Origin of the sequence: Streptomyces sp. DT2A-34 (assembly GCF_030499515.1) — a bacterium.
Classification (GTDB): Bacteria; Actinomycetota; Actinomycetes; order Streptomycetales; family Streptomycetaceae; genus Streptomyces.
The window spans coordinates 8,095,045-8,113,152 of the sequence record NZ_JASTWJ010000001.1 but is presented as its reverse complement, the minus strand read 5'-3'; the positions used below and the strand labels follow the sequence as shown (position 1 = coordinate 8,113,152).

General features: G+C 70.0%; 16 protein-coding genes and 1 pseudogene. 7 read left to right on the top strand and 10 right to left on the bottom strand.

Annotation, left to right across the window (positions count from 1 at the left end):
• Window positions 1-59 precede the first annotated feature (59 nt).
• The gene (locus QQM39_RS36245; RefSeq protein WP_302001806.1) at window positions 60-989 is read left to right on the top strand and encodes a GNAT family N-acetyltransferase; all 930 of its coding nucleotides are present in this window, start codon (window positions 60-62) and stop codon (window positions 987-989) included.
• A complete protein-coding gene (locus QQM39_RS36240) occupies window positions 970-1,470 on the top strand; it encodes a DUF402 domain-containing protein (RefSeq protein WP_302001805.1) in 501 nt (166 codons plus the stop codon). The genes QQM39_RS36245 and QQM39_RS36240 overlap by 20 nt, the downstream gene beginning before the upstream one ends.
• A gap of 74 nt (window positions 1,471-1,544) precedes the next feature.
• On the opposite strand, the gene QQM39_RS36235 is transcribed toward QQM39_RS36240, so the two are convergent.
• Window positions 1,545-2,165 (bottom strand): bifunctional 2-polyprenyl-6-hydroxyphenol methylase/3-demethylubiquinol 3-O-methyltransferase UbiG, encoded by a 621-nt coding sequence (locus QQM39_RS36235; protein WP_302001804.1) that lies wholly within the window; start codon window positions 2,163-2,165, stop codon window positions 1,545-1,547.
• 138 nt (window positions 2,166-2,303) lie between these two features.
• Here QQM39_RS36235 and QQM39_RS36230 point away from each other — a divergent pair, with 138 nt between their 5' ends.
• Window positions 2,304-2,441: a hypothetical protein gene (locus tag QQM39_RS36230; protein WP_302001803.1), complete on the top strand. Its 138-nt coding sequence runs from the start codon at window positions 2,304-2,306 to the stop codon at window positions 2,439-2,441.
• Window positions 2,442-2,468: 27 nt separating this feature from the next.
• On the opposite strand, the gene QQM39_RS36225 is transcribed toward QQM39_RS36230, so the two are convergent.
• Window positions 2,469-2,918, bottom strand: a complete 450-nt coding sequence (locus tag QQM39_RS36225; RefSeq protein ID WP_302001802.1) for a GNAT family N-acetyltransferase — start codon at window positions 2,916-2,918, stop codon at window positions 2,469-2,471.
• Between the two features lie 167 nt (window positions 2,919-3,085).
• Between QQM39_RS36225 and QQM39_RS36220 the strand changes: the two genes are divergently transcribed.
• A complete protein-coding gene (locus tag QQM39_RS36220; RefSeq protein ID WP_302001801.1) occupies window positions 3,086-4,078 on the top strand; it encodes a lytic polysaccharide monooxygenase in 993 nt (330 codons plus the stop codon).
• A 99-nt stretch (window positions 4,079-4,177) separates the two neighbouring features.
• Here the strand turns inward: QQM39_RS36220 and QQM39_RS36215 are convergent, their stop codons facing one another.
• On the bottom strand, window positions 4,178-5,050 hold the full coding sequence (locus tag QQM39_RS36215) for a triacylglycerol lipase (protein WP_302001800.1): 873 nt from the start codon (window positions 5,048-5,050) through the stop codon (window positions 4,178-4,180).
• A 171-nt stretch (window positions 5,051-5,221) separates the two neighbouring features.
• On the bottom strand, window positions 5,222-5,668 hold the full coding sequence (locus QQM39_RS36210; protein WP_302001799.1) for a MarR family winged helix-turn-helix transcriptional regulator: 447 nt from the start codon (window positions 5,666-5,668) through the stop codon (window positions 5,222-5,224).
• A 104-nt stretch (window positions 5,669-5,772) separates the two neighbouring features.
• On the opposite strand from QQM39_RS36210, the gene QQM39_RS36205 reads away from it, so the two are divergent.
• Window positions 5,773-6,147 carry a cupin domain-containing protein gene (locus QQM39_RS36205; protein ID WP_302003855.1) on the top strand — a complete coding sequence of 125 codons (375 nt, stop codon included), beginning with the start codon at window positions 5,773-5,775 and terminating at the stop codon, window positions 6,145-6,147.
• Here the strand turns inward: QQM39_RS36205 and QQM39_RS36200 are convergent.
• Window positions 6,125-7,165: a hypothetical protein gene (locus QQM39_RS36200; protein WP_302001798.1), complete on the bottom strand. Its 1,041-nt coding sequence runs from the start codon at window positions 7,163-7,165 to the stop codon at window positions 6,125-6,127. The two genes, QQM39_RS36205 and QQM39_RS36200, sit on opposite strands and share 23 nt — an antisense overlap.
• Window positions 7,162-10,619: pseudogene (locus QQM39_RS36195) on the bottom strand (DNA polymerase III subunit alpha). Before QQM39_RS36195 ends, QQM39_RS36200 begins: the two are co-directional and overlap by 4 nt.
• Before the next feature lie 176 nt (window positions 10,620-10,795).
• On the opposite strand from QQM39_RS36195, the gene QQM39_RS36190 reads away from it, so the two are divergent.
• Window positions 10,796-11,839, top strand: coding sequence for a DUF3533 domain-containing protein (locus QQM39_RS36190; protein ID WP_302001797.1), 1,044 nt, complete (start codon window positions 10,796-10,798; stop codon window positions 11,837-11,839).
• A gap of 94 nt (window positions 11,840-11,933) precedes the next feature.
• Here QQM39_RS36190 and QQM39_RS36185 read toward each other — a convergent pair whose 3' ends face one another.
• From QQM39_RS36185 to QQM39_RS36175, 3 genes are all read right to left on the bottom strand, one after another.
• Window positions 11,934-13,016, bottom strand: a complete 1,083-nt coding sequence (locus QQM39_RS36185; RefSeq protein WP_302001796.1) for a S1 family peptidase — start codon at window positions 13,014-13,016, stop codon at window positions 11,934-11,936.
• Between the two features lie 449 nt (window positions 13,017-13,465).
• Complete coding sequence (locus QQM39_RS36180) at window positions 13,466-14,371, bottom strand: S1 family peptidase (protein ID WP_302001795.1); 906 nt, start codon at window positions 14,369-14,371, stop codon at window positions 13,466-13,468.
• A 366-nt stretch (window positions 14,372-14,737) separates the two neighbouring features.
• Window positions 14,738-15,985, bottom strand: coding sequence for a DUF5685 family protein (locus QQM39_RS36175; protein WP_302001794.1), 1,248 nt, complete (start codon window positions 15,983-15,985; stop codon window positions 14,738-14,740).
• A 323-nt stretch (window positions 15,986-16,308) separates the two neighbouring features.
• Here QQM39_RS36175 and QQM39_RS36170 point away from each other — a divergent pair, with 323 nt between their 5' ends.
• Entirely contained in the window at window positions 16,309-16,746 is a 438-nt protein-coding gene (locus QQM39_RS36170; protein WP_062701561.1) for a cell division protein SepF, read from the top strand.
• A gap of 51 nt (window positions 16,747-16,797) precedes the next feature.
• Here QQM39_RS36170 and QQM39_RS36165 read toward each other — a convergent pair whose 3' ends face one another.
• Complete coding sequence (locus tag QQM39_RS36165) at window positions 16,798-17,988, bottom strand: acyl-CoA dehydrogenase family protein (protein ID WP_302001792.1); 1,191 nt, start codon at window positions 17,986-17,988, stop codon at window positions 16,798-16,800.
• Window positions 17,989-18,108 lie beyond the last annotated feature (120 nt).

The following is an 18,108-nucleotide window of genomic DNA, read 5'->3' as shown; positions in this document are numbered from 1 at the left end:
CCGTACCTGCCGGAAAATGAGAGGCAGCCCGGCGGATCCCGCCAGTAGCGTGCGCCGTGATGACTATCACCGTGCGCCCCCTGCGTCCCGAGGTCCGAGCCGACGTCGAGGGCTTCGCCCACGTCCGGCACCTCGCCCTCCCCTTCTTTCTGGTGACCCCGGAGTCCATCGCCTACGACGCCGCCCACATCCACCCGGACGCCCACTACCGGCCGCTCGTCGCGGAGGAGGACGGCGAGGTGATCGGCACCGCCCAGGTCGGGCTCGTCAACGACAGCCCGGAGCCCGGCCAGGCCTACGTCAACGTGTACGTCCACCCGGAGCGCACCCGCCGCGGCGCGGGCACGCTGCTGGTCCGCACCGCCGAGGAGTACCTGGCCGAGCGAGGAGCGACCAGGCTGTTCGCCTGGATCCTCGACGCACCGGGCAACCGCGCCTTCGCCGAACGGCACGGCTACCGCGAGAGCCGCTCGGCACACTTCCTCCGCCTGGACCTGGCGCACGGCACCCTGCCCCCGCTCCAGGCCCCGCCCCCGGGCGTGGAGCTGCGCACAGGGGCCGACTTCGCGGACGATCCCCGCCCGCTGTTCGAGCTGGACGCGGAGGCGGCGTCGGACGAACCGAGCGACGTCGCCTACGAGTTCACGGACTACGAGGCCTGGCTGGAGGAGACCTGGAACCACCCCCTCCTCAGCCGCGAGCTGACCTCCGTCGCCGTCGCCGACGGCCGCCCCGTCGCCTTCAGCGTGGCCCGCACGGACGGTGGCACCCGGTACGGCACGGTCATCACCGGCACCGCCCGCGCCTTCCGCGGACGCGGCCTCGCCAAGCTCGCCAAGAACGACTCCCTGCACCGCGCCCGTGCCGCCGGGCTCACGGAGGCGTTCACGGGCAACGACACCGGCAACGGCCCGATGCTCGCGATCAACAAGTGGTTCGGGTACGAGATCTGCGCGACGGAGGTGCGCTATGTCCGCGAACTCGGCTGATCAGGCCCGCGTGCTGGACGTGGTCCTGGTCAAGGGCGGCCGTACGAAGATCCGTTACGAGGCCGAACTGCTCGCCGACGACGGCACCCGCGTCGCCGTCCGCGCTCCCTGGTCCGGCGCCGGCGTCCGCGACTTCGGCTTCGTCCGCTTCGAGCCGGGCGACGTCTTCACCGAGTACTACTGGCGCGACCGCTGGTACGCCGTGAAGGAGGTCCGCGACGCCACGGGGGCCCTCAAGGGCTGGTACTGCGACATCACCCGCCCGGCCACGCTGTCCGGCGCGGAGCTGGTCGTCGAGGACCTCGACCTGGACCTGTGGTGCTCCGCCGACGGCTCGGACGTACGCCGTCTGGACGAGGACGAGTTCGCCGAGAGCGGCCTCCCGCGGACGGATCCGCGGGCCGCCGCGGCCGCCGTGTCCGCGCTGGACGCACTGGAGGCGCTGGCGCGCGGGGAGGGCTTCGCGGGGCTGCTCGGATAGTTCCCGAAGGCCTGCTGGGCCTGCTGGACCTGCTGGACCTGCTGGGACAGCTGCCGAAGGCACCACCCCCTGGGTCAGGCCGCCCCCGCCACCACCGCGTACCGCTCGTCGTCCACGTCCTTCCCCCACAGCCGGGCGTCACCGGACAGTCGCTCCACGCGCACGTCCCGGGCGAGGGGTGCAAGAAGAGCGGTGAGCCGTGCCGCCGGTATACCGACCGACGGCACGGTCGTCCCCCACACCCCCTCCACCAGCACGAACCGCCCTCCCGGGCGCAGCAGCCCGCGCCAGTGCCGCAGGACGCGGCCCGGGTCGGGCAGGGCCCACAGGACATGCCGTACGAGCACCACGTCGAACCGCTCCTCCCCCACCGGTGGCACCACCGCGTCACCGACGAGGAACGCCGCGTCCCGCCCGGCGAGCTTGGCGCGGGCGAGGTCGACCATCGCCGGGGCCCGGTCCACCCCGGTGACCCGGTGTCCCTGTTCGGCCGCGAGGAGCGACAGGCTGCCGGTGCCGCAGCCGAGGTCGAGGACGTCGGACGGGCGCGCGGGCAGCCAGGACCGCAGTCGGGAGGCCCAGGCCTGGCGCACCTCGGGGTCGCGCAGGCCGTGGTCCGGCTCGTCGTCGAAGGAGGCGGCCGCCGCGTCCCAGTCCATGCCCGCCTCTGTGATGGCGTGTTCACCGTTCGTCATGGGCCAAGAGTGACACCCGCCACTGACAGTCGGATGGTGACAGCCGCCACTGACAGGACCAGCGGCGATGAGGAACTCTCGCCAAAAGGGTCTACCTCCGTGACAACGCGGAACTCGGTGGCCCTGAAGGAGGCAGCCATGCGCCGTGTAACCGTGCAGAAGCCCCTGAAGAGGAAGACGGATGCCCGCCGGCTCCGGGAGGAGGCGGACGAGTCCTCCTCGGGACGACCGGAGGTCCGCAAGGACATCGCGCGGACCTGGTGGCCGGAAGGCTGAAACGCCCTGCTGGTCGACTGAGACAACTCAGCCGAGCCGCTTGCGGTAGTGGACGCGGTCGTACGGGCCGTCCACGCGACGCTCGACGACCTCGTAGCCGTACTTCGGGTAGATCTTCTGGTTCTCCCACATCAGGGCGTTCGTGTAGAGCCTGATCTCGGGCAGGTCGAGCGCACGCGCGCGTGCGTCCACGAAGTGCAGCAGCCGTCGCCCCACGCCCCTGCCGTGCGCGTCGGGGTGGACAGCGATGCTGTCGAGGAACAGATGGTCCTCGTGCACCTCGAGCACGACGAGCCCGATCACGGGATCGCCCGCCACGAACACCTTCCCCTCGGCCACGTTCGCCGAGTGGTCCGCCAGCATGGGCACGGGCGCCCGTCCGATGCGCTCGATATAGCGGTCGTAGGCGGCGTCGGTCACGGCCTTCACCACGGATACGTCGGCGGCGACCGCCGGCCTGATGTCGTCGTCCGTCATACCGCGACGGTACCTACCTGATCGCAGTCCGAACACTCCCTTAAGGCGACCCTAAAGATCGCCATCACCCGCCTCCAGCAGGCGATTTCGCGGTTTCCTCGGGCTAGCTTCTGATCGCCCCCACGGGATTCACCCCACGCGTCAGAGCCCCCTTGAGGAGATCTTCCATGCCCGCACGCCGCAAGGCCGCCGCCGTCGCCGTCCTCGGCCTGACCCCGCTCACACTGACCGCGCTCGCCAGTGCCCCCGCCTCGGCGCACGGTTCGATGGGCGATCCGGTCAGCCGGGTCTCGCAGTGTCACGCGGAAGGCCCCGAGAGCCCGAAGTCCGCCGCCTGCAAGGCGGCGGTCGCGGCCGGCGGCACCCAGGCCCTCTACGACTGGAACGGCATACGCATCGGCGACGCGGCCGGCCGGCACCAGGAGCTGATCCCGGACGGCAAGCTGTGCAGCGCGAACAGCGACGCGTTCAAGGGCCTCGACCTGGCCCGCGCCGACTGGCCGGCGACGAGCGTGAGCAGCGGGTCGTACACCTTCAAGTACCGCGTGACCGCCCCGCACAAGGGCACGTTCAAGGTGTACCTCACCAAGGCCGGTTACAACCCGACCCAGCCGCTGGCCTGGGACGACCTGGACCTGGCGAACCCGGTGGCGACGGCCACCGACCCGGCGGCCGCGGGCGGCTTCTACACCTTCTCCGGCCACCTGCCCCAGCGCTCCGGCAAGCAACTGCTGTACGCGGTCTGGCAGCGCTCGGACAGCCCGGAGGCGTTCTACTCCTGCTCGGACGTCACGTTCGGGGGCGGCGGCAGCGGTGGCGGCGCCGGTGGCGAGGCCTCGGCGGCACCGAGCGCCTCCGCGCCCTCCGAGGAGCAGATCGAGGACGGTGCCGACGAGTCGACGGTCGAGCACCACGGCCACGGTGACCAGGACGCCGGTACGTCGGCGGAGCCGGTCGCGGCGGCCGAGAAGGACCGGTCCACCGCCCCGGCCAACCGGCCGAAGGCCGCCGGCGCCACCGAGAACCTCGCCGAGACGGGCGGGGACAGCGGCACGGCGTATCTCGCGATGGGCGGTGCGGCGACTCTGGCGCTCGGGTCGGCGGTCCTGTTCGCGTCGATGCGCAGGCGGGCGGCGGCCGGCGGGCGCCACGGCCGCTGACGCCGCTGACGCCGCGGACACCCAAGGCTCCGGGGTCTGACCGGCGGCTCAGGCCGGTCAGACCCCGGCGGGGCGTCCCGCGCTCACGTGCTCACGTGCTCAACCGATCGCCGACGCACATGTGGTGGGTGTGGCGCGCGCCGGGTCGAGTGCGTTGGCCACCTCGTGGAAGGCGATCCGGTCGGTCAGCCCCAGGAACGCATGCTCGGATATGTCGACCGCGCACAGGTCCTGGATCAGGACGTTTTTTACGTCCGGCCCGTTCAGGAACTGACTCCGGTACGGCGTGACCACCTCGTCGTACTTGGTGGCGATGACCGTGTAGCGGACGCCGGGGACAGTGTCGCCGCCCTCGTTGAGCTTGGTCATGAAGTCGGATCCGACGACCTGCTGGGCGAGGGCGGGAGTGGCCGCGGAGAGCAGGTCCTCCGCACCGGGGAAGTACGGCAGCAGGTTGGTGAGCCCGGCCAGAGTGGTGCCGTGGTTGTTGGGCGCGATGCCGACGAGGGCGTTCACCTTGGCGGCACCGCCGAGGAACTTGAGGTAGTAGCGGGGCATCATGCCGCCCTGTGAGTGGCCGACGAGGTCGGCCTTGGCGGCGCCGGTGGCGGCGAGCACCTTGTCGACATAGGCGGACAGTTGCTCCGCCGACTTGTCGATGGGGCCGAGGGCGTGGAAGAACGGCACACCCGGCAGCTGCCCGTAGTCGAGGGAGAAGACGCAGTAACCGCGATCCTCCAGATAGGGCGCGAGTCCCAGCCAGTTGTCGACGGAGTTCGCGAAGGTGCCGTGCACGAGGACGACGGGGCGGGGGTGGGCGGCGGACGGCTTGCAGGAGTAGTCGTTCCAGCCACTGTTCGAGGTCGCCGCCGCCTCGGCCGCCTGGGCGGTGGTGGCGGCGGGGACGACGGCGACCGCGGTGGTCAGCAGCAGCGCGGCCAGGGGTCTGAACGCGCGTTTCCAGGGCAGCATCGTGTGATCTCCTTGCGGCTCAAGGGAGGTGCGACGGCCTTACCCTGTGATCCGGATCACGAGGATGCTGTTCACTCGTCAAGTTACGGGCGAGTAGTACAGGTGTGAAGTTACGCGTCAGTAAAAACTTCCAGTGGTAGTAAGGGGCGCTTCACCACTGCTGATGAACCGTCACCAGGCAGGCCTGATGGGGCCATAGGGCGCGATTCGCCCCAACTGCCCGAGCATCGCCCGCACTTCACCCTCACCGAGCACCTCGACCCAAGCCCGCACGGCATCCGCGGCAGCCTCCTCGGCCGCACGGGTGCAGGCCCACCCCCGGCCGGTCAGCACGATCAGCCGGGCGCGCGCGTCATCGGGATGCGGCCGACGCTCGGCGTAGCCCTTGCGCACGATCTCGTCGACCAACTGACTCGCCGCCTGCTTGGTCACGCCGAGATGCGCGGCGAGGTCGGTGACCGTCGCACCGTCCGGGGCGAGCCGGGCGAACGCGAAACCGTGGGCGGGCCGCAGCCCCTCGAAGCCCCGGGCGACCACACCGTCATGGATGCGTTGTGTGAGCTCACCGGCGACGGCGAGCAGGCTGGCGGACAGGGCCATGGCTTCTGAGTTCTGCACGGAGGCATTGAAACACCCTTGACGGATTGGTCAAGCCGCTTGACCATAGCTCCATACAGTCAAGCAGCTTGACCATTTCGGCCGTCTACGCCCAGGAGGCACCTGTGCCGGTCATCCGCGCATCCGAAGCCGTCACCCACGAAATCCACGGCGCCCGCTTCGTCTCGTACGCCACCCCCCGGACCGGCAGCAAGGAGCTGTGCGCCTGGCGCGGTGAGATCCCCGCAGGGACCAAGGCGCCCGCCCACACCGTCAACCGGGAGGAGATCCTGCACCTGCTCGACGGCGAGCTGCTGGTCACGCTCGACGACCACACCGACCGGATCACGGCGGGCGACACTCTGGTCATCAACCCCGGCGCGACCCTGACCGTGGAGAACCCGACCGACCGGACCGCCGTCACCTGGGTCACCACGTCCATCGGCCTGGCTGCGGAGCTGGCCGACGGGACGCGCATCACGCCGCCGTGGGCCAACTGAGCCCTAAGCGGCGAGCGAGCGCCCCCGGCATCACCGCATGCGGCCCGAACTTCGCTCGCGCGCGGTCCGCGACCTCCTCGATGCGGCGGGCCTTCTCGTCGAGCGGGTCGAAGGAGAGCTGGTGAGAGGCGCGCTCGGCGGGGTCGAGACCCTCGGCGCGCAGGGCGAGGGCACGGACGCGGGCGCGTTGGAGGCCGAGGGCGTCGTACATGCCGTAGGCCGCCCTGGTCAGCGCCGCCGAGTGAGCCGTCGGCTCCTTCAGCGTACGGCTGCGGGTCGTCGAGATGGGGGTCCCCCCGCTCGAGCCTGTTCGAGAGTGGGGGAGGTCGGCGTAGCGAGCGGTGAGGGTCAGGGTGCGGCAGACCTTGTCCAGGGCGCGCAGCCGGGCGCCCAGTTCCTCGGCGGCGGAGAGCAGGGCGTGACGGTGTCGGTCGGGGTCCAACTCATCGCGGGTGAAGGGGCGTTCGGTGGCCAGCGAGCGCGACACGGCGTTCGGCACCACCCGGCCGCGGTCGATTCCGCTCGCCTTCTCCCGCAGCTCACGCCCGACCTTCACGCCGACCAGGCGCTGGAGCGTGGACAGGGGCGCGGCGGCGACGAGGCCGAGGGTGTCGAGGCCGTACTCGCACAGGGTGCGGGCGGTCGCGGCACCGACGCCGGGCAGCGCGCCGACGGGCTTGCCGGCGAGGAACTCCGCGACGGCGTCCGGCTCCTCAGGGACGGCACAGGTCACCCCCGGCCGGGCGTCCCGCAGGGCGACACGGGCCAGCATCGGCCCCGGCCCGGCGCCGATCACGCAGTCGACGCCGTGGTGGGCGAGGGCGCGCACCCGGATCACCGACGCCAGCTCGACCGCGTCGCGCCCGAAGTACCGTTCGGCGCCCCGCAGATCGACCAGCGCCCCGTCCGGCGGCAGCGCCTGAACGACCGGCGTGAAGTCCTCGAGCAGTCCGAGCAGCCCCGGCAGGGCCGCCTCGTGCATCGGCGGCAGCTGGAAACGTACGCAGAGGATAGTCATCCCGCACTCCCCGGACTCTGGTGCCACAACTTCCGTACCTGTGAAGGCGATTGACCCGCCGGCCGCAGATCGGCCCACGGGTTCAGTTCGTATCCGGTGGGCAGGTGGATTCGCCGGCCGTGCGCCGGATCCCCACCGTCCCCCGCCGGCACCGACATGGGCTCCGCCAACCGCGCCGCCACCACGTCCAGGCCGCCCTCGTCACGCAGTTCGATCAGCTCGGCGAGGTTCCAGGCGGCGGCACCCACCACACTCAGACTGCGCGGACCGCGCCGCTGCACGACCCCCCGCACCAGCAGCAGCCAGGAGTGGAAGACGGTGTGGGCGCACGCGTCGTGCGAGTCGTCGAAGAAGGCGAGATCCACCAGCCCCGTCCCGTCGTCCAGGGTGCTGAAGATGACCCGCTTGCCGGACCGGATCGGCGGCGTCTGGGTGGCCGCCTTGGCGCCGGCGACCAGCACCGTCTCCCCGTGCCGGGCATCGCGCAGCCGCTTCGCCGAAACGACACCCAACTCGTCGAGGAAGGCCCGGTGATCGTCCATCAGATTGCGCGAGGCATCCATCGACAGCACACCCAGCTCGGCACTGAGCCGCTCCGCCGAGCTGAGGTCGGGCAGCCCGGCCGCGGCCGTCTTCCGCCCACCCTCCAGGGGCAGTTGACCTCCGCCACCACCCCGGGCCCCCCGGTGCAGCTCGGTCAGGTGCAGTTGCAGATCACGCCGGTTGGCCCCGAAGGCATCCAACGCGCCGACCTGCGCGAGCCTCTGAGCAAGCGGACGACTGGGCCGCCCCCGCTCCCAGAAGTCGAGCAGCGAGGCGTACGGCTGCCCCTCCGCGATCCGCGCCGCCTCGGCCTTACTGATGCCGTACACATCGGAGAGGGCGAGCCGCAGCCCCCAAACCCCTCTCGAATCCCTGGATTCAGACACCAGTTCGATAAGGTGTGCGACCCCCGACGCATTCACGTCCAACGGCAGGATCGGCACCCCACGCCGCCGCGCGTCCGCCAGCAGCAGCCGCTTCGGATACATCCCGGGGTCATGGGTGAGCAGCCCCGCGTAGAAGGCAGCCGGATGATGCGCCTTCAGCCAGGCCGACTGGTACGTCGGCACGGCGAAGGCGACCGCGTGCGCCTTGCAGAAGCCGTACGACCCGAAGGCCTCGACGATCTCCCAGGTCCGCCGGATGGTCTCCGCGTCATACCCGCTCGCCGCCGCATGCCGCGCGAACCACACCCGGATCCGCCCCTGCGATTCAGGATCCGACAACCCCCGCCGCACCCGATCCGCCTCATCCCGCCCGCACCCGGTCATGATGTGCACGATGTCGATGATCTGCTCATGGAAGACGACGACCCCGTACGTCTCCCGCAGCGGCTCCTCCAGATCCCGGTGCGGATAGCGCACCGGCGCCCGCCCGTGCCGCGCCTCGATGAACGGCCGCACCATGTCGGCGGCGACCGGCCCGGGCCGGAAGAGCGAGATGTCGACGACGAGATCATGGAAGGTGGCCGGCTGAAGCCGCCCCACCAGGTCCCGCTGCCCCGGCGACTCGATCTGGAAGCAGCCGAGCGTCTCCGTCGAACGAATAAGCCGGTACGTCGCCGGGTCACCCTCCCCCCGCTCGAAGTCGAGCGCGTCCAGATCGATCCGCTCCCCCGTGACCCGCTCCACCTCCGCGACCGCATGCGCCATCGCCGACTGCATCCGCACGCCCAGCACATCGAGCTTGAGCAGCCCGAGGTCCTCGACGTCGTCCTTGTCGAACTGGGACATGGGGAAGCCCTCGCCGCTGGTCGGCATGACGGGCGTACGGGACAACAGAGAGGCATCAGACAGCAGCACCCCACACGGATGCATGGCGATCCCCCGCGGAAGGGCGTCGAGAGCCTCCGTCAGCTCCCACAACTTGCCGTACTTCTCCCGCTCCCCCGCCAGCTTCCTGAGCTCGGGCAGCTCGTCCAGTGCCGCCCGGGCATCCCGCGCCCGGATGTGCGGAAAAGACTTGGCGATGCGGTCGATGTCGGCCGGGTCCATGGACAGAGCCGCACCCACATCCCGGATCGCATGCCGCACCCGATAGGTCTCCGGCATCGAGACGGTCGCGACCCTCTCACGCCCGAACCGGTCGATGATCGCGCGATAGACCTCCAGCCGCCGCGCGGACTCCACGTCGATGTCGATGTCGGGCAGCACCAGCCGCCGCTTGGACAGGAAGCGCTCCATCAACAGCCCGTGCTCCACGGGATCGGCGTGCGCGATGCCGAGCAGATGGTTGACGAGCGACCCCGCACCGGACCCACGCGCGGCCACCCGAATCCCCATCTTCCGCACGTCATCCACGACTTGAGCGACCGTCAGGAAATAGGAGGCGAACCCGTGATGGGCGATGATGTCCAGCTCCTGATGCATCCGCTCCCAGTACGCCCGCCGCCCGTCATAGCCGCGCAGCACCATGCCCGCCACCGCCCGCGAGGCCAGCGCCCGCTGGGCGGTGCGCTGCCCGGCGCCGACGAGATACGGCTCGGGGAAGTGAACGCTGCCGATACCGAGGTCGTCCTCGGGATCGACGAGACACTCGGCGGCGGCAGCCCCGGTCTGCTCCAACAACCTGTACGCGGCATCGCGCCGAAAGCCCGCAGCCTCGACAACCCGCTCGGCGACCCGCGCCATCTCACCCGCGCCCTTGAGCCAGGCCTCACCGGAGTCCAGTTCCTTGGTGGAGTCGATGGGCACGAGCCGGCGCGCGGCGTCCAGCACATCGGCGACCGGCCCCAGGCCAGGATCCGCGTACCGGACGGCATTGCTCAGCACAGGCCGCACCCGCTGCTCGGCGGCGAAGCCGACGGTGCGGGCGGCCAGCCTCAGTGATCCCGGACCGGTGCCCTTACGCCCGTGCCAGACGGCCTCCAGCCGCAGGGAGTCCCCGTAGACCTCCCGCCAGGGCCCGAGCAGCCGGGCCGCCCGATCGGGACGACCAGCGGCAAGCGCACGCCCCACATCGGAGTCGGCACCGAGCAGGACGGTCAGACCGTCCCCCGATTCTCGCGCAGGGGCAACAGCGGCGGCCCTTCACCGGCATGCGCAGCCGAAACGATCCGACACAGATCGCCCCACCCCCGGGCCCCATCCCGAGCAAGAAAGGTGACCCGAGGCATCGACTCATCGACAAAGGCGCCACCCCGCACCGGAACCCGGCGCCGCCGCCCCACAGACTCCTCCACCCCCGAGAGCCCGAACCCCTCCACAGCCAGCTCCACACCGAACAACGGCCGCACCCCGGCCGCCGCACAGGCCTTGGCGAACCGAACCGCGCCCCCGAGCGAGTCCCGATCGGTGAGAGCCAGGGCATCCATACCCCGCTCGGAGGCACGCTCGGCCAGCCGCTCCGGGTGCGAGGCGCCGTACCGCAGGGAGAACCCGGAGACGGTGTGCAGATGCGTGAAACCCGGCACACGCACCTCCCGACTCATGAGCCCGAGACCGGCCGAACAGCAGCTCTCGAACATCAGTTCCCAACTCTCCCACCCCCACCATAGACCATTTCCGGACCGTTTCTCGAACATCCGTACGACATCCGTTCGGCCGCCTCCCACCTGCGCAAACGCCCGGCGGACCGGACCGTGGGGGCATGACGCAGACCACGGGCGCCACCCCTCCACCCAGCTCCTTCATGGCCGAGGTGAAGGACGCCGTCACCCCACGAGCCACGCTGCTCGTGACCGGCGTGGTCGCCCTCGCTCTGCTCTTCATCGCCTCCTACGTGGGCGCGCTCCACGACCCCAAGCCCAAGGACGTGCCCTTCGGGGTCGTGGCACCCCAGGCCACCGCCCAGCAGGCGGTGACCCGGCTCGAGAAACTGCCCGGTGAGCCCCTGGACCCGCACTCCGTGGCCGACGAGGCGACGGCCCGCAAGCAGATCCTGAACCGCGACATCGACGGCGCCCTGCTGATCGACCCGACCGGCACCACCGACACCCTCCTGGTGGCCACCGGAGGTGGCAGAGTCCTGGCCACCACCCTGGAAACACTCCTCACCACCCTGGAGAAATCCGAGGCCCGCACCCTCCGCACCCTCGACGTGGCCCCGGCCGACCGCCACGACGCCAACGGGCTCACGTCCTTCTACGTGACCGTGGGCTGGTGCGTGGGCGGCTACCTCTGCGCGTCGATCATGACGATCAGCTCGGGCGCCGGCCGCCCCACCCCGAGACGCTCGGTGATCCGCCTCATCGCCATGGCCGTAGTCGCCCTCGTCGGCGGCCTCGGCGGCGCCCTGATCGTCGGCCCGATCCTGGGCGCCCTACCCGGCAGCATCGCCGCGCTCTGGGGCGTCGGCGCCCTGATCATCTTCGCGGTAGGCGCGGCCACGCTCGCCTTCCAGGCCATCTTCGGCCTGGCCGGCATCGGCCTGGTCATCCTGATCATCGTCATCCTGGGCAACCCGAGCGCGGGCGGCGCCCTCCCACCCCCACTGCTCCCCCCGTTCTGGAGAGACATCGGCCCGGCACTACCACCGGGCGCGGGAACATGGGCAACCCGCTCGATCGCCTACTTCAAGGGCAACGACACGACCGGCTCACTCCTGGTCCTCTCGGCATGGGCGGCGGCAGGAACCGCGATCACGCTACTGGCGGCACGACTGCGAACAGGCCCCAGGGCAAAGGCGTCGTAGACGCACCCGCACCCACGTACGGCGCCCCCCCACGCCCACACGAAAAGTCCCGCCCCTCACACACAGGGGCGGGACTTCACGAAGCGACGAACGGTCAGCCGATCTCGGTACCCGTGGCCGACAGCGCCTCCGTCACCGGCTGGAAGAACGTCTCCCCACCGGAGGTGCAGTCACCGCTACCACCAGACGTGAGTCCGATCGCCTTGTCACCGGAGAACAGCGAGCCACCACTGTCACCGGGCTCGGCGCAGACGTCGGTCTGGATCAGACCGTTGACGATGTCGCCGTTGCCGTAGTTCACGGTGGCGTCAAGGCCGGTGACCTTGCCCTCGTGCACCTGGGTGGTCGAACCGCTCCGCGTGACGGCCATACCGACGGTGGCCTCGGCGGCCCCGCTGATGGCCTGCGAGGAGCCGTTGTAGAGGTTGACCTCGCTCGGGTGGTCGACCTCGGCGGTGTACTTGACCAGCCCGTAGTCGTTGTCCGGGAAGCTGGACGTCTCGTTGGTGCCGATCTCGTTTCCGCTGGAGTCCGACCAGGTGGAGATACCTTCGGTGCAGTGCCCGGCGGTCAGGAAGAACGGCTCACCGCCCTTGACGACGTTGAAGCCGAGCGAGCAACGCCCACCGTTACCGGTGATGGCGTCACCACCCGCGACGAAGGGCTTGAACTCCCCCTTCGTCCGCTTGAGTTCCGCCGTGGCACCCAGCCCGTCGACGACCTTGCCGAGCTTGGCCCACTCGGCGTCGGACACCGTGCGGTCGGCGGTGACGACGACCTTGTTGGTCGCCGGGTCCGTCACCCAGGCGGTGCCGGGGATGGTCGCGTCCTGCTTGAGCGTCGTACGGGCGCTCTTCAGCTCGGCGAGGGAGTTCTCGACGATTCTGGCCTTGGCGCCGGCCGCCTCGACGGTGTCGGCGGCGGCCTCGTCGAGGACGTTCACGACAAGGTTCTTGGTCTGCGCGTCGTAGTAGGTACCCGCGGCATCCGCGCCGAGGTCCTTCGCCAGCGTCGAGGCGAGCTTTCCGGCCGCGCCGACCGACAGCGTCTTCAGCGCGGGCGCCTCGGGCGTCTCACTCGCGTTCGCAGTCTGCAAGGTCACTCCCGCGGCAACCAGCGCGGCGATGCCCGCACCTGCCACGGCTGCACGCCGCTTGGGTATGCGTCGGTGCTTCAACTTACGTCCTCCTGTGGGGGGTCGGCCCGAGAGGTTGTGGGGACCTCACGAACCGGAAGGCGTACGGCCACGAAGGCGGCTCACAACAAATGTCGCGCCCGGGCCGGTTGAACAACGCTCACTATTCCGATGCCCTCAGGGAGCGCACAAGGTCGACTTCCGGACGCGCGTAGAACACGGTTGCACGCCCCTCGCCACCTTGACCGTGCACAGTCACACCCGCTCTCTTCACCCAGCAAACACCACGAGCAAGCTATTCATCAGCAGCGCGTAAGGTCTACTCCTGTCTTGAATTCGACCCTCCGTGCGGAGACCACCGTGACGCGGGCAAGAGTGAGCCCCCGCACGACAGTTGCGTGCGGGGGCTCACATGCTGCTGGTCGCAGGTCAATCCACGCCGATCAGGCCATACAGATCAGGCCATACGGATTCCGGCGTTCGACCGAACGTCAGTAGACGCTGACGCCATAGGCGCTCAGGGCCTCCGTGACCGGCTGGAAGAAGGTCGTGCCACCGGAGCTGCAGTTGCCGCTGCCGCCGGAGGTCAGACCGTACGCGGTGCCGTTGCTGCCGTAGAGCGAACCGCCGGAGTCACCGGGCTCGGCGCAGACGGTGGTCTGGATCAGACCGCCGACGACGTCACCGCCGCCGTAGTTGACGGTCGCGTTCAGGGCGGTGACCCGGCCGCTGTGCGTACCGGTGGTGGAGCCGTCACGGATGACGGTGGTGCCCACGCTCGGCGTGGCCGCGCGGGTGATGTCCACGCCGTTCGCGGTGCCGGGCCGGCTGACGGACCCGGAGTAGCGCACGATGCCGTAGTCGTTGCCCGGGAAGCTGGAGCCGGCGGTCGAGCCGATGACCGTGGTGCGGCCGGAGTTGGAGTACCAGGTCCCGGCGCCGTCGGTGCAGTGGCCGGCGGTCAGGAAGTACTGGTTGCCGCTGCTGTCCTGGACGTTGAAGCCGAGCGAGCAGCGCCAGCTACTCGCATAGATGGCGTCGCCGCCCTGGATGAACTTGCTGAACTTGCCGGCGGTCCGCTTGATCGTGAGCGCGTCGGCATTGCTGCCCGCCTGCTCCTTGATCTTCGCTATCTCCGCCTGGGAGACCGTGCTGTCGACGGTCACCGTGACACGGTTGGTCTTGCTGTCGACCGCCCAGGCGGTGCCCGGGATGTCAGCCTTCAGCACCGAGCCGCTGGCGCTCTTGAGCTCAGCGGCACTGAAGGTGGTGGGAGAGTCCGCTGCGGTCGCGTTGGGGATCGCGATCGCGGCTGCGGCCACGAGGCCGGAGGAAACGGCGATCAGCCGGGTCCGTCTCGTAATGCCACTGCGGGGGGTGGTGCGCTTGATCCTCACGTTTCGTTCCCTCCAAGGGAAGTCGGGGGCCCGCGTGGGGTGGGGCCCGTGAGGCGCAGTCAGCTGGCCGATCGTCTCCGGATTCCGAACACGCCGTGCCCCTGACAAGCGCTGAGGGGGAGTATTCGGCCGAACAGCGGGTAGCCGCAAGGGCGCCTTTCGGCCGTCAATCTTTGAACGATCTGTGCGAGTTGGCTGTCTCTGCCCCTGTCAGCGCCCCTGTCGGCCCGTCCTTCGGCGCAGGTTGCGCTCCCCGGAGCCCGAGCCCATCGGCGTCCTCGAGATCGACGTCACACACGCCCCACGCCCCCCGGGATGTCCGGAAGTCACCTCTCCGGACATCCTCCAGCGACCGCGAGACGGGCCCTAGCAGCCGTCGCAGGGGCAGCAGCAGTCGCAGCCGTCACAGTCGCAGTCACGGCAGCAGCCCTCGCGCTTCTTGCGGGACCACGGACCCTCGTACTCCTTCGCGCAGCACAGCTTGCAGGTGCAGCACAGCAGCCAGAACATCCCGCAGCCGGCCCAGAACCCACGCCGCCCCTTCGGCGGCTGAGCGGCCGGCCCACCACCGAACCCACCGAAGTCACCACCACCGCCACCACCGTGGCCACCCCCACCGGGCACTCCCCCACCGCCCGCGTACGGATTCCCGCCGGCATACGGGTTCTGGCCGGCATACGGATTCTGCGGCACCCCGTACGGCCCCTGCCCCTGCGGCGGCTGCCCATAGGGCCCAGGCTGATGCGACGCACACATCGGCACCGTGCCGAACGCCCGGTCCACCGACCGCCGCAGCTCATGCACGAGCAGCAGATGCGCGAGCTTGGCGTCCGTGAACTCCACCTCGCGCAGCGCCAGCCGCACCCCCCGCACGGCGTCGTCGGCGAGCCGGCGCGCCTCGGGCAGCGAGGTCCCGGTCGCGGTGAGCGGGTTCCACGCACCCGACGCGGCGTCGTCCGCCTGGTCCTCCACGGCGTCCAGGAGGTGCGCCAGCCGTCCGAAGAGGCGCCCGGCCTCGGCGAGCGGCTCGGCGTTGTGCGGCCGTCCGGCCAGGATCGCGGTGTGCGCGAAGGCGGCGGCGGTCGCCGTCTCGGTCGGTTCGGTGACGGCGAGGATCGGCGTGCCGGGCCCGGCGAGCGCCTCGATGCCGACCTGCCGGTCCACGGCGTCGACGAGTACGGCGGTGTCGAACCCGACGACCGACCCGGTACGGGCACCCGCCGCACCCCAGCCGGCGGCCACCCGGCGCGCGGCGAGCGCCACGGGCTTACGGGCCAGCAGCCCGTCCCCGTCGGCCACGTGGTCACGCACCTTGGCCGAGGCGAGCACCAGCGAGACGGCGGCGGCGAGCCGCGCACCCTCCCCCTGGGCGACGGACGCGGTCCGCATCCCGCGCAACGCGCACGGTCCCGCCGTACGCCGCATTCCACTGTTCCTGTCGGACTGAGCCTCCGTCAGAACAGAGATGAGGAGCCCGTCGTAGTTCGTCACGATCCGCGCGAACTGACCATGGTCCCCGCGCAACGAGAGGCACAACCCGCACAAATGCGCCATCCATTCACCGGCGAGCTTCTCCCCGAGCCGATGACGACAGGGCCTGACGATTCCGAACACGACGTTCCCCCGTGGTTCTTACGACGCTTCTCACGACGCTGAGCTGCCGCATCGTATCGACCGTGGTACAGATCGCCACGGCCGCCTCGTTCACCCGTACGCACCCAGCATCACCCATACGCCGTGAAGAATCATATTTCACTCACAGTCAGCAGCCGTACGTGGCATGCCCCTTGGGGGACACGGGCTCTCGACGGATTCGCTGTGCACCAGTACCGTCACAAACCCCCCGCGCGGCGTCTATCCACTTGGCGCGACGTCCGCATCATGGATGACCATAGGGATACGGAATGTAAGAGAGACCGCTGTGAGAGGAGGCGTCCATGGGATCGGTGCGCAAGGCGAGTGCCTGGCTGGGCCTCGTTGACGACAACGATGACGAGCGTTACTACGACGACGACTACTCCGAAGGGACCGAGCCCGGGGATGCCTGGGTCACCGACCCGCGGGTCAAGGTGGCCACGGATGTCGCCGAGGAGAAGGGCCGCCGCATCGGCACGGTCACTCCGGACAGCTTCCGGGACGCCCGCGCCATCGGCGAGCTGTTCCGGGACGGGGTTCCGGTCATCATGAACCTCACGGCCATGGAGCCGGCCGACGCCAAGCGCGTCGTCGACTTCGCGGCGGGGCTCATCTTCGGTCTGCGCGGTTCGATCGACCGCGTGTCCAACCGTGTGTTCCTGCTGACTCCGGCCGACACGGAGATCATCAGCGGGGAGGCGTCGCAGCACCGCACGGACGGCTTCTACAACCAGAGCTGAGGCAGGGCCGCTCACCGGCCCTGCCCCCTGGTGGGTTCAGCCTGGTGGGGTTCAGCGGAAGGCGTCGAGCCCGGTGAGCGCCTTGCCCAGCACGAGCTGGTGCATCTCGACGGTGCCTTCGTAGGTGAGCACCGATTCGAGGTTGGTCGCGTGCCGCATCACGGGGTATTCGAGCGAGATCCCGTTGGCACCGAGGATGGTCCGGGCCGTACGGCAGATGTCGATGGCCTCGCGGACGTTGTTGAGCTTGCCGAAGCTGACCTGCTCGGGACGCAGGCGGCCGGCGTCCATACGCCGCCCCAGATGATGGGCGAGCAGAATCCCCTTGTGCAGTTCGAGCGCCATGTCGGCGAGCTTGGCCTGGGTGAGCTGGAAGCCACCGATCGGCCGACCGAACTGCTCCCGCGTCTTCGCGTATTCGACGGCGGCCTCGAAACAGGACCGCGCCGCACCCATGGCACCCCACACGATCCCGTAGCGGGCGTGCGAGAGACAGCTGAGCGGCCCCTTGAGCCCGACCACCTCGGGCAGCACGGCATCGGCGGGCAACCGTACGTCGTCGAGGACGAGTTCACTGGTGACGGAGGCGCGCAGCGACAGCTTGTGCTTGATCTCCGGGGCGGAGAACCCGGCGCTGCCGGCCGGCACGACGAACCCGCGGATCCCCTCATCGGTCTGCGCCCACACGACGGCGACCCCGGCGACGGACCCGTTGGTGATCCACATCTTGCGCCCGTTGAGCACCCAGCCGGAGCCGTCCCGCTTGGCGTACGTCCGCATGGAGCCCGGGTCGGACCCATGATCCGGCTCGGTCAGCCCGAAGCACCCGATGACCTCACCGGAAGCCATACGAGGCAGCCACTCCTGCTTCTGCTCCTCGCTCCCGAACCGGTGAATGGCGTACATGGCGAGGGAGCCCTGCACGGAGACGAGCGACCGGATCCCGGAGTCGGCGGCCTCCAGCTCCAGACAGGCGAGCCCGTACTGCACGGCGGAGGCACCGGCACACCCGTACCCGTCGAGGGACATCCCGAGAGCGCCGATCTCCCCCAGCTCGCGGGCGATCTCACGAATCCCCGGCAGCTCGCCCTTCTCGTACCACTCGGCGACATACGGCACCACCCGATCCGCGGCCCACTCCCGCACGGTGCTCCGAATCGCCAGGTCCTCGGGCTCCAGGAGGTCGTCGATGCCGAGGGGGTCGGCGGGGTCGAACGGGGGCAACTTCGAGGACGCGGACATGGGACACCCTCCGGCAACGATTAAAACTAGCGCCGCTAGTTACGACTCTGGCAGACGCTACGACGCAGTGTCCCGCACGTCCAGTAGGACTCCCCCCGCACGCCGAGCCGCTGCCCACGC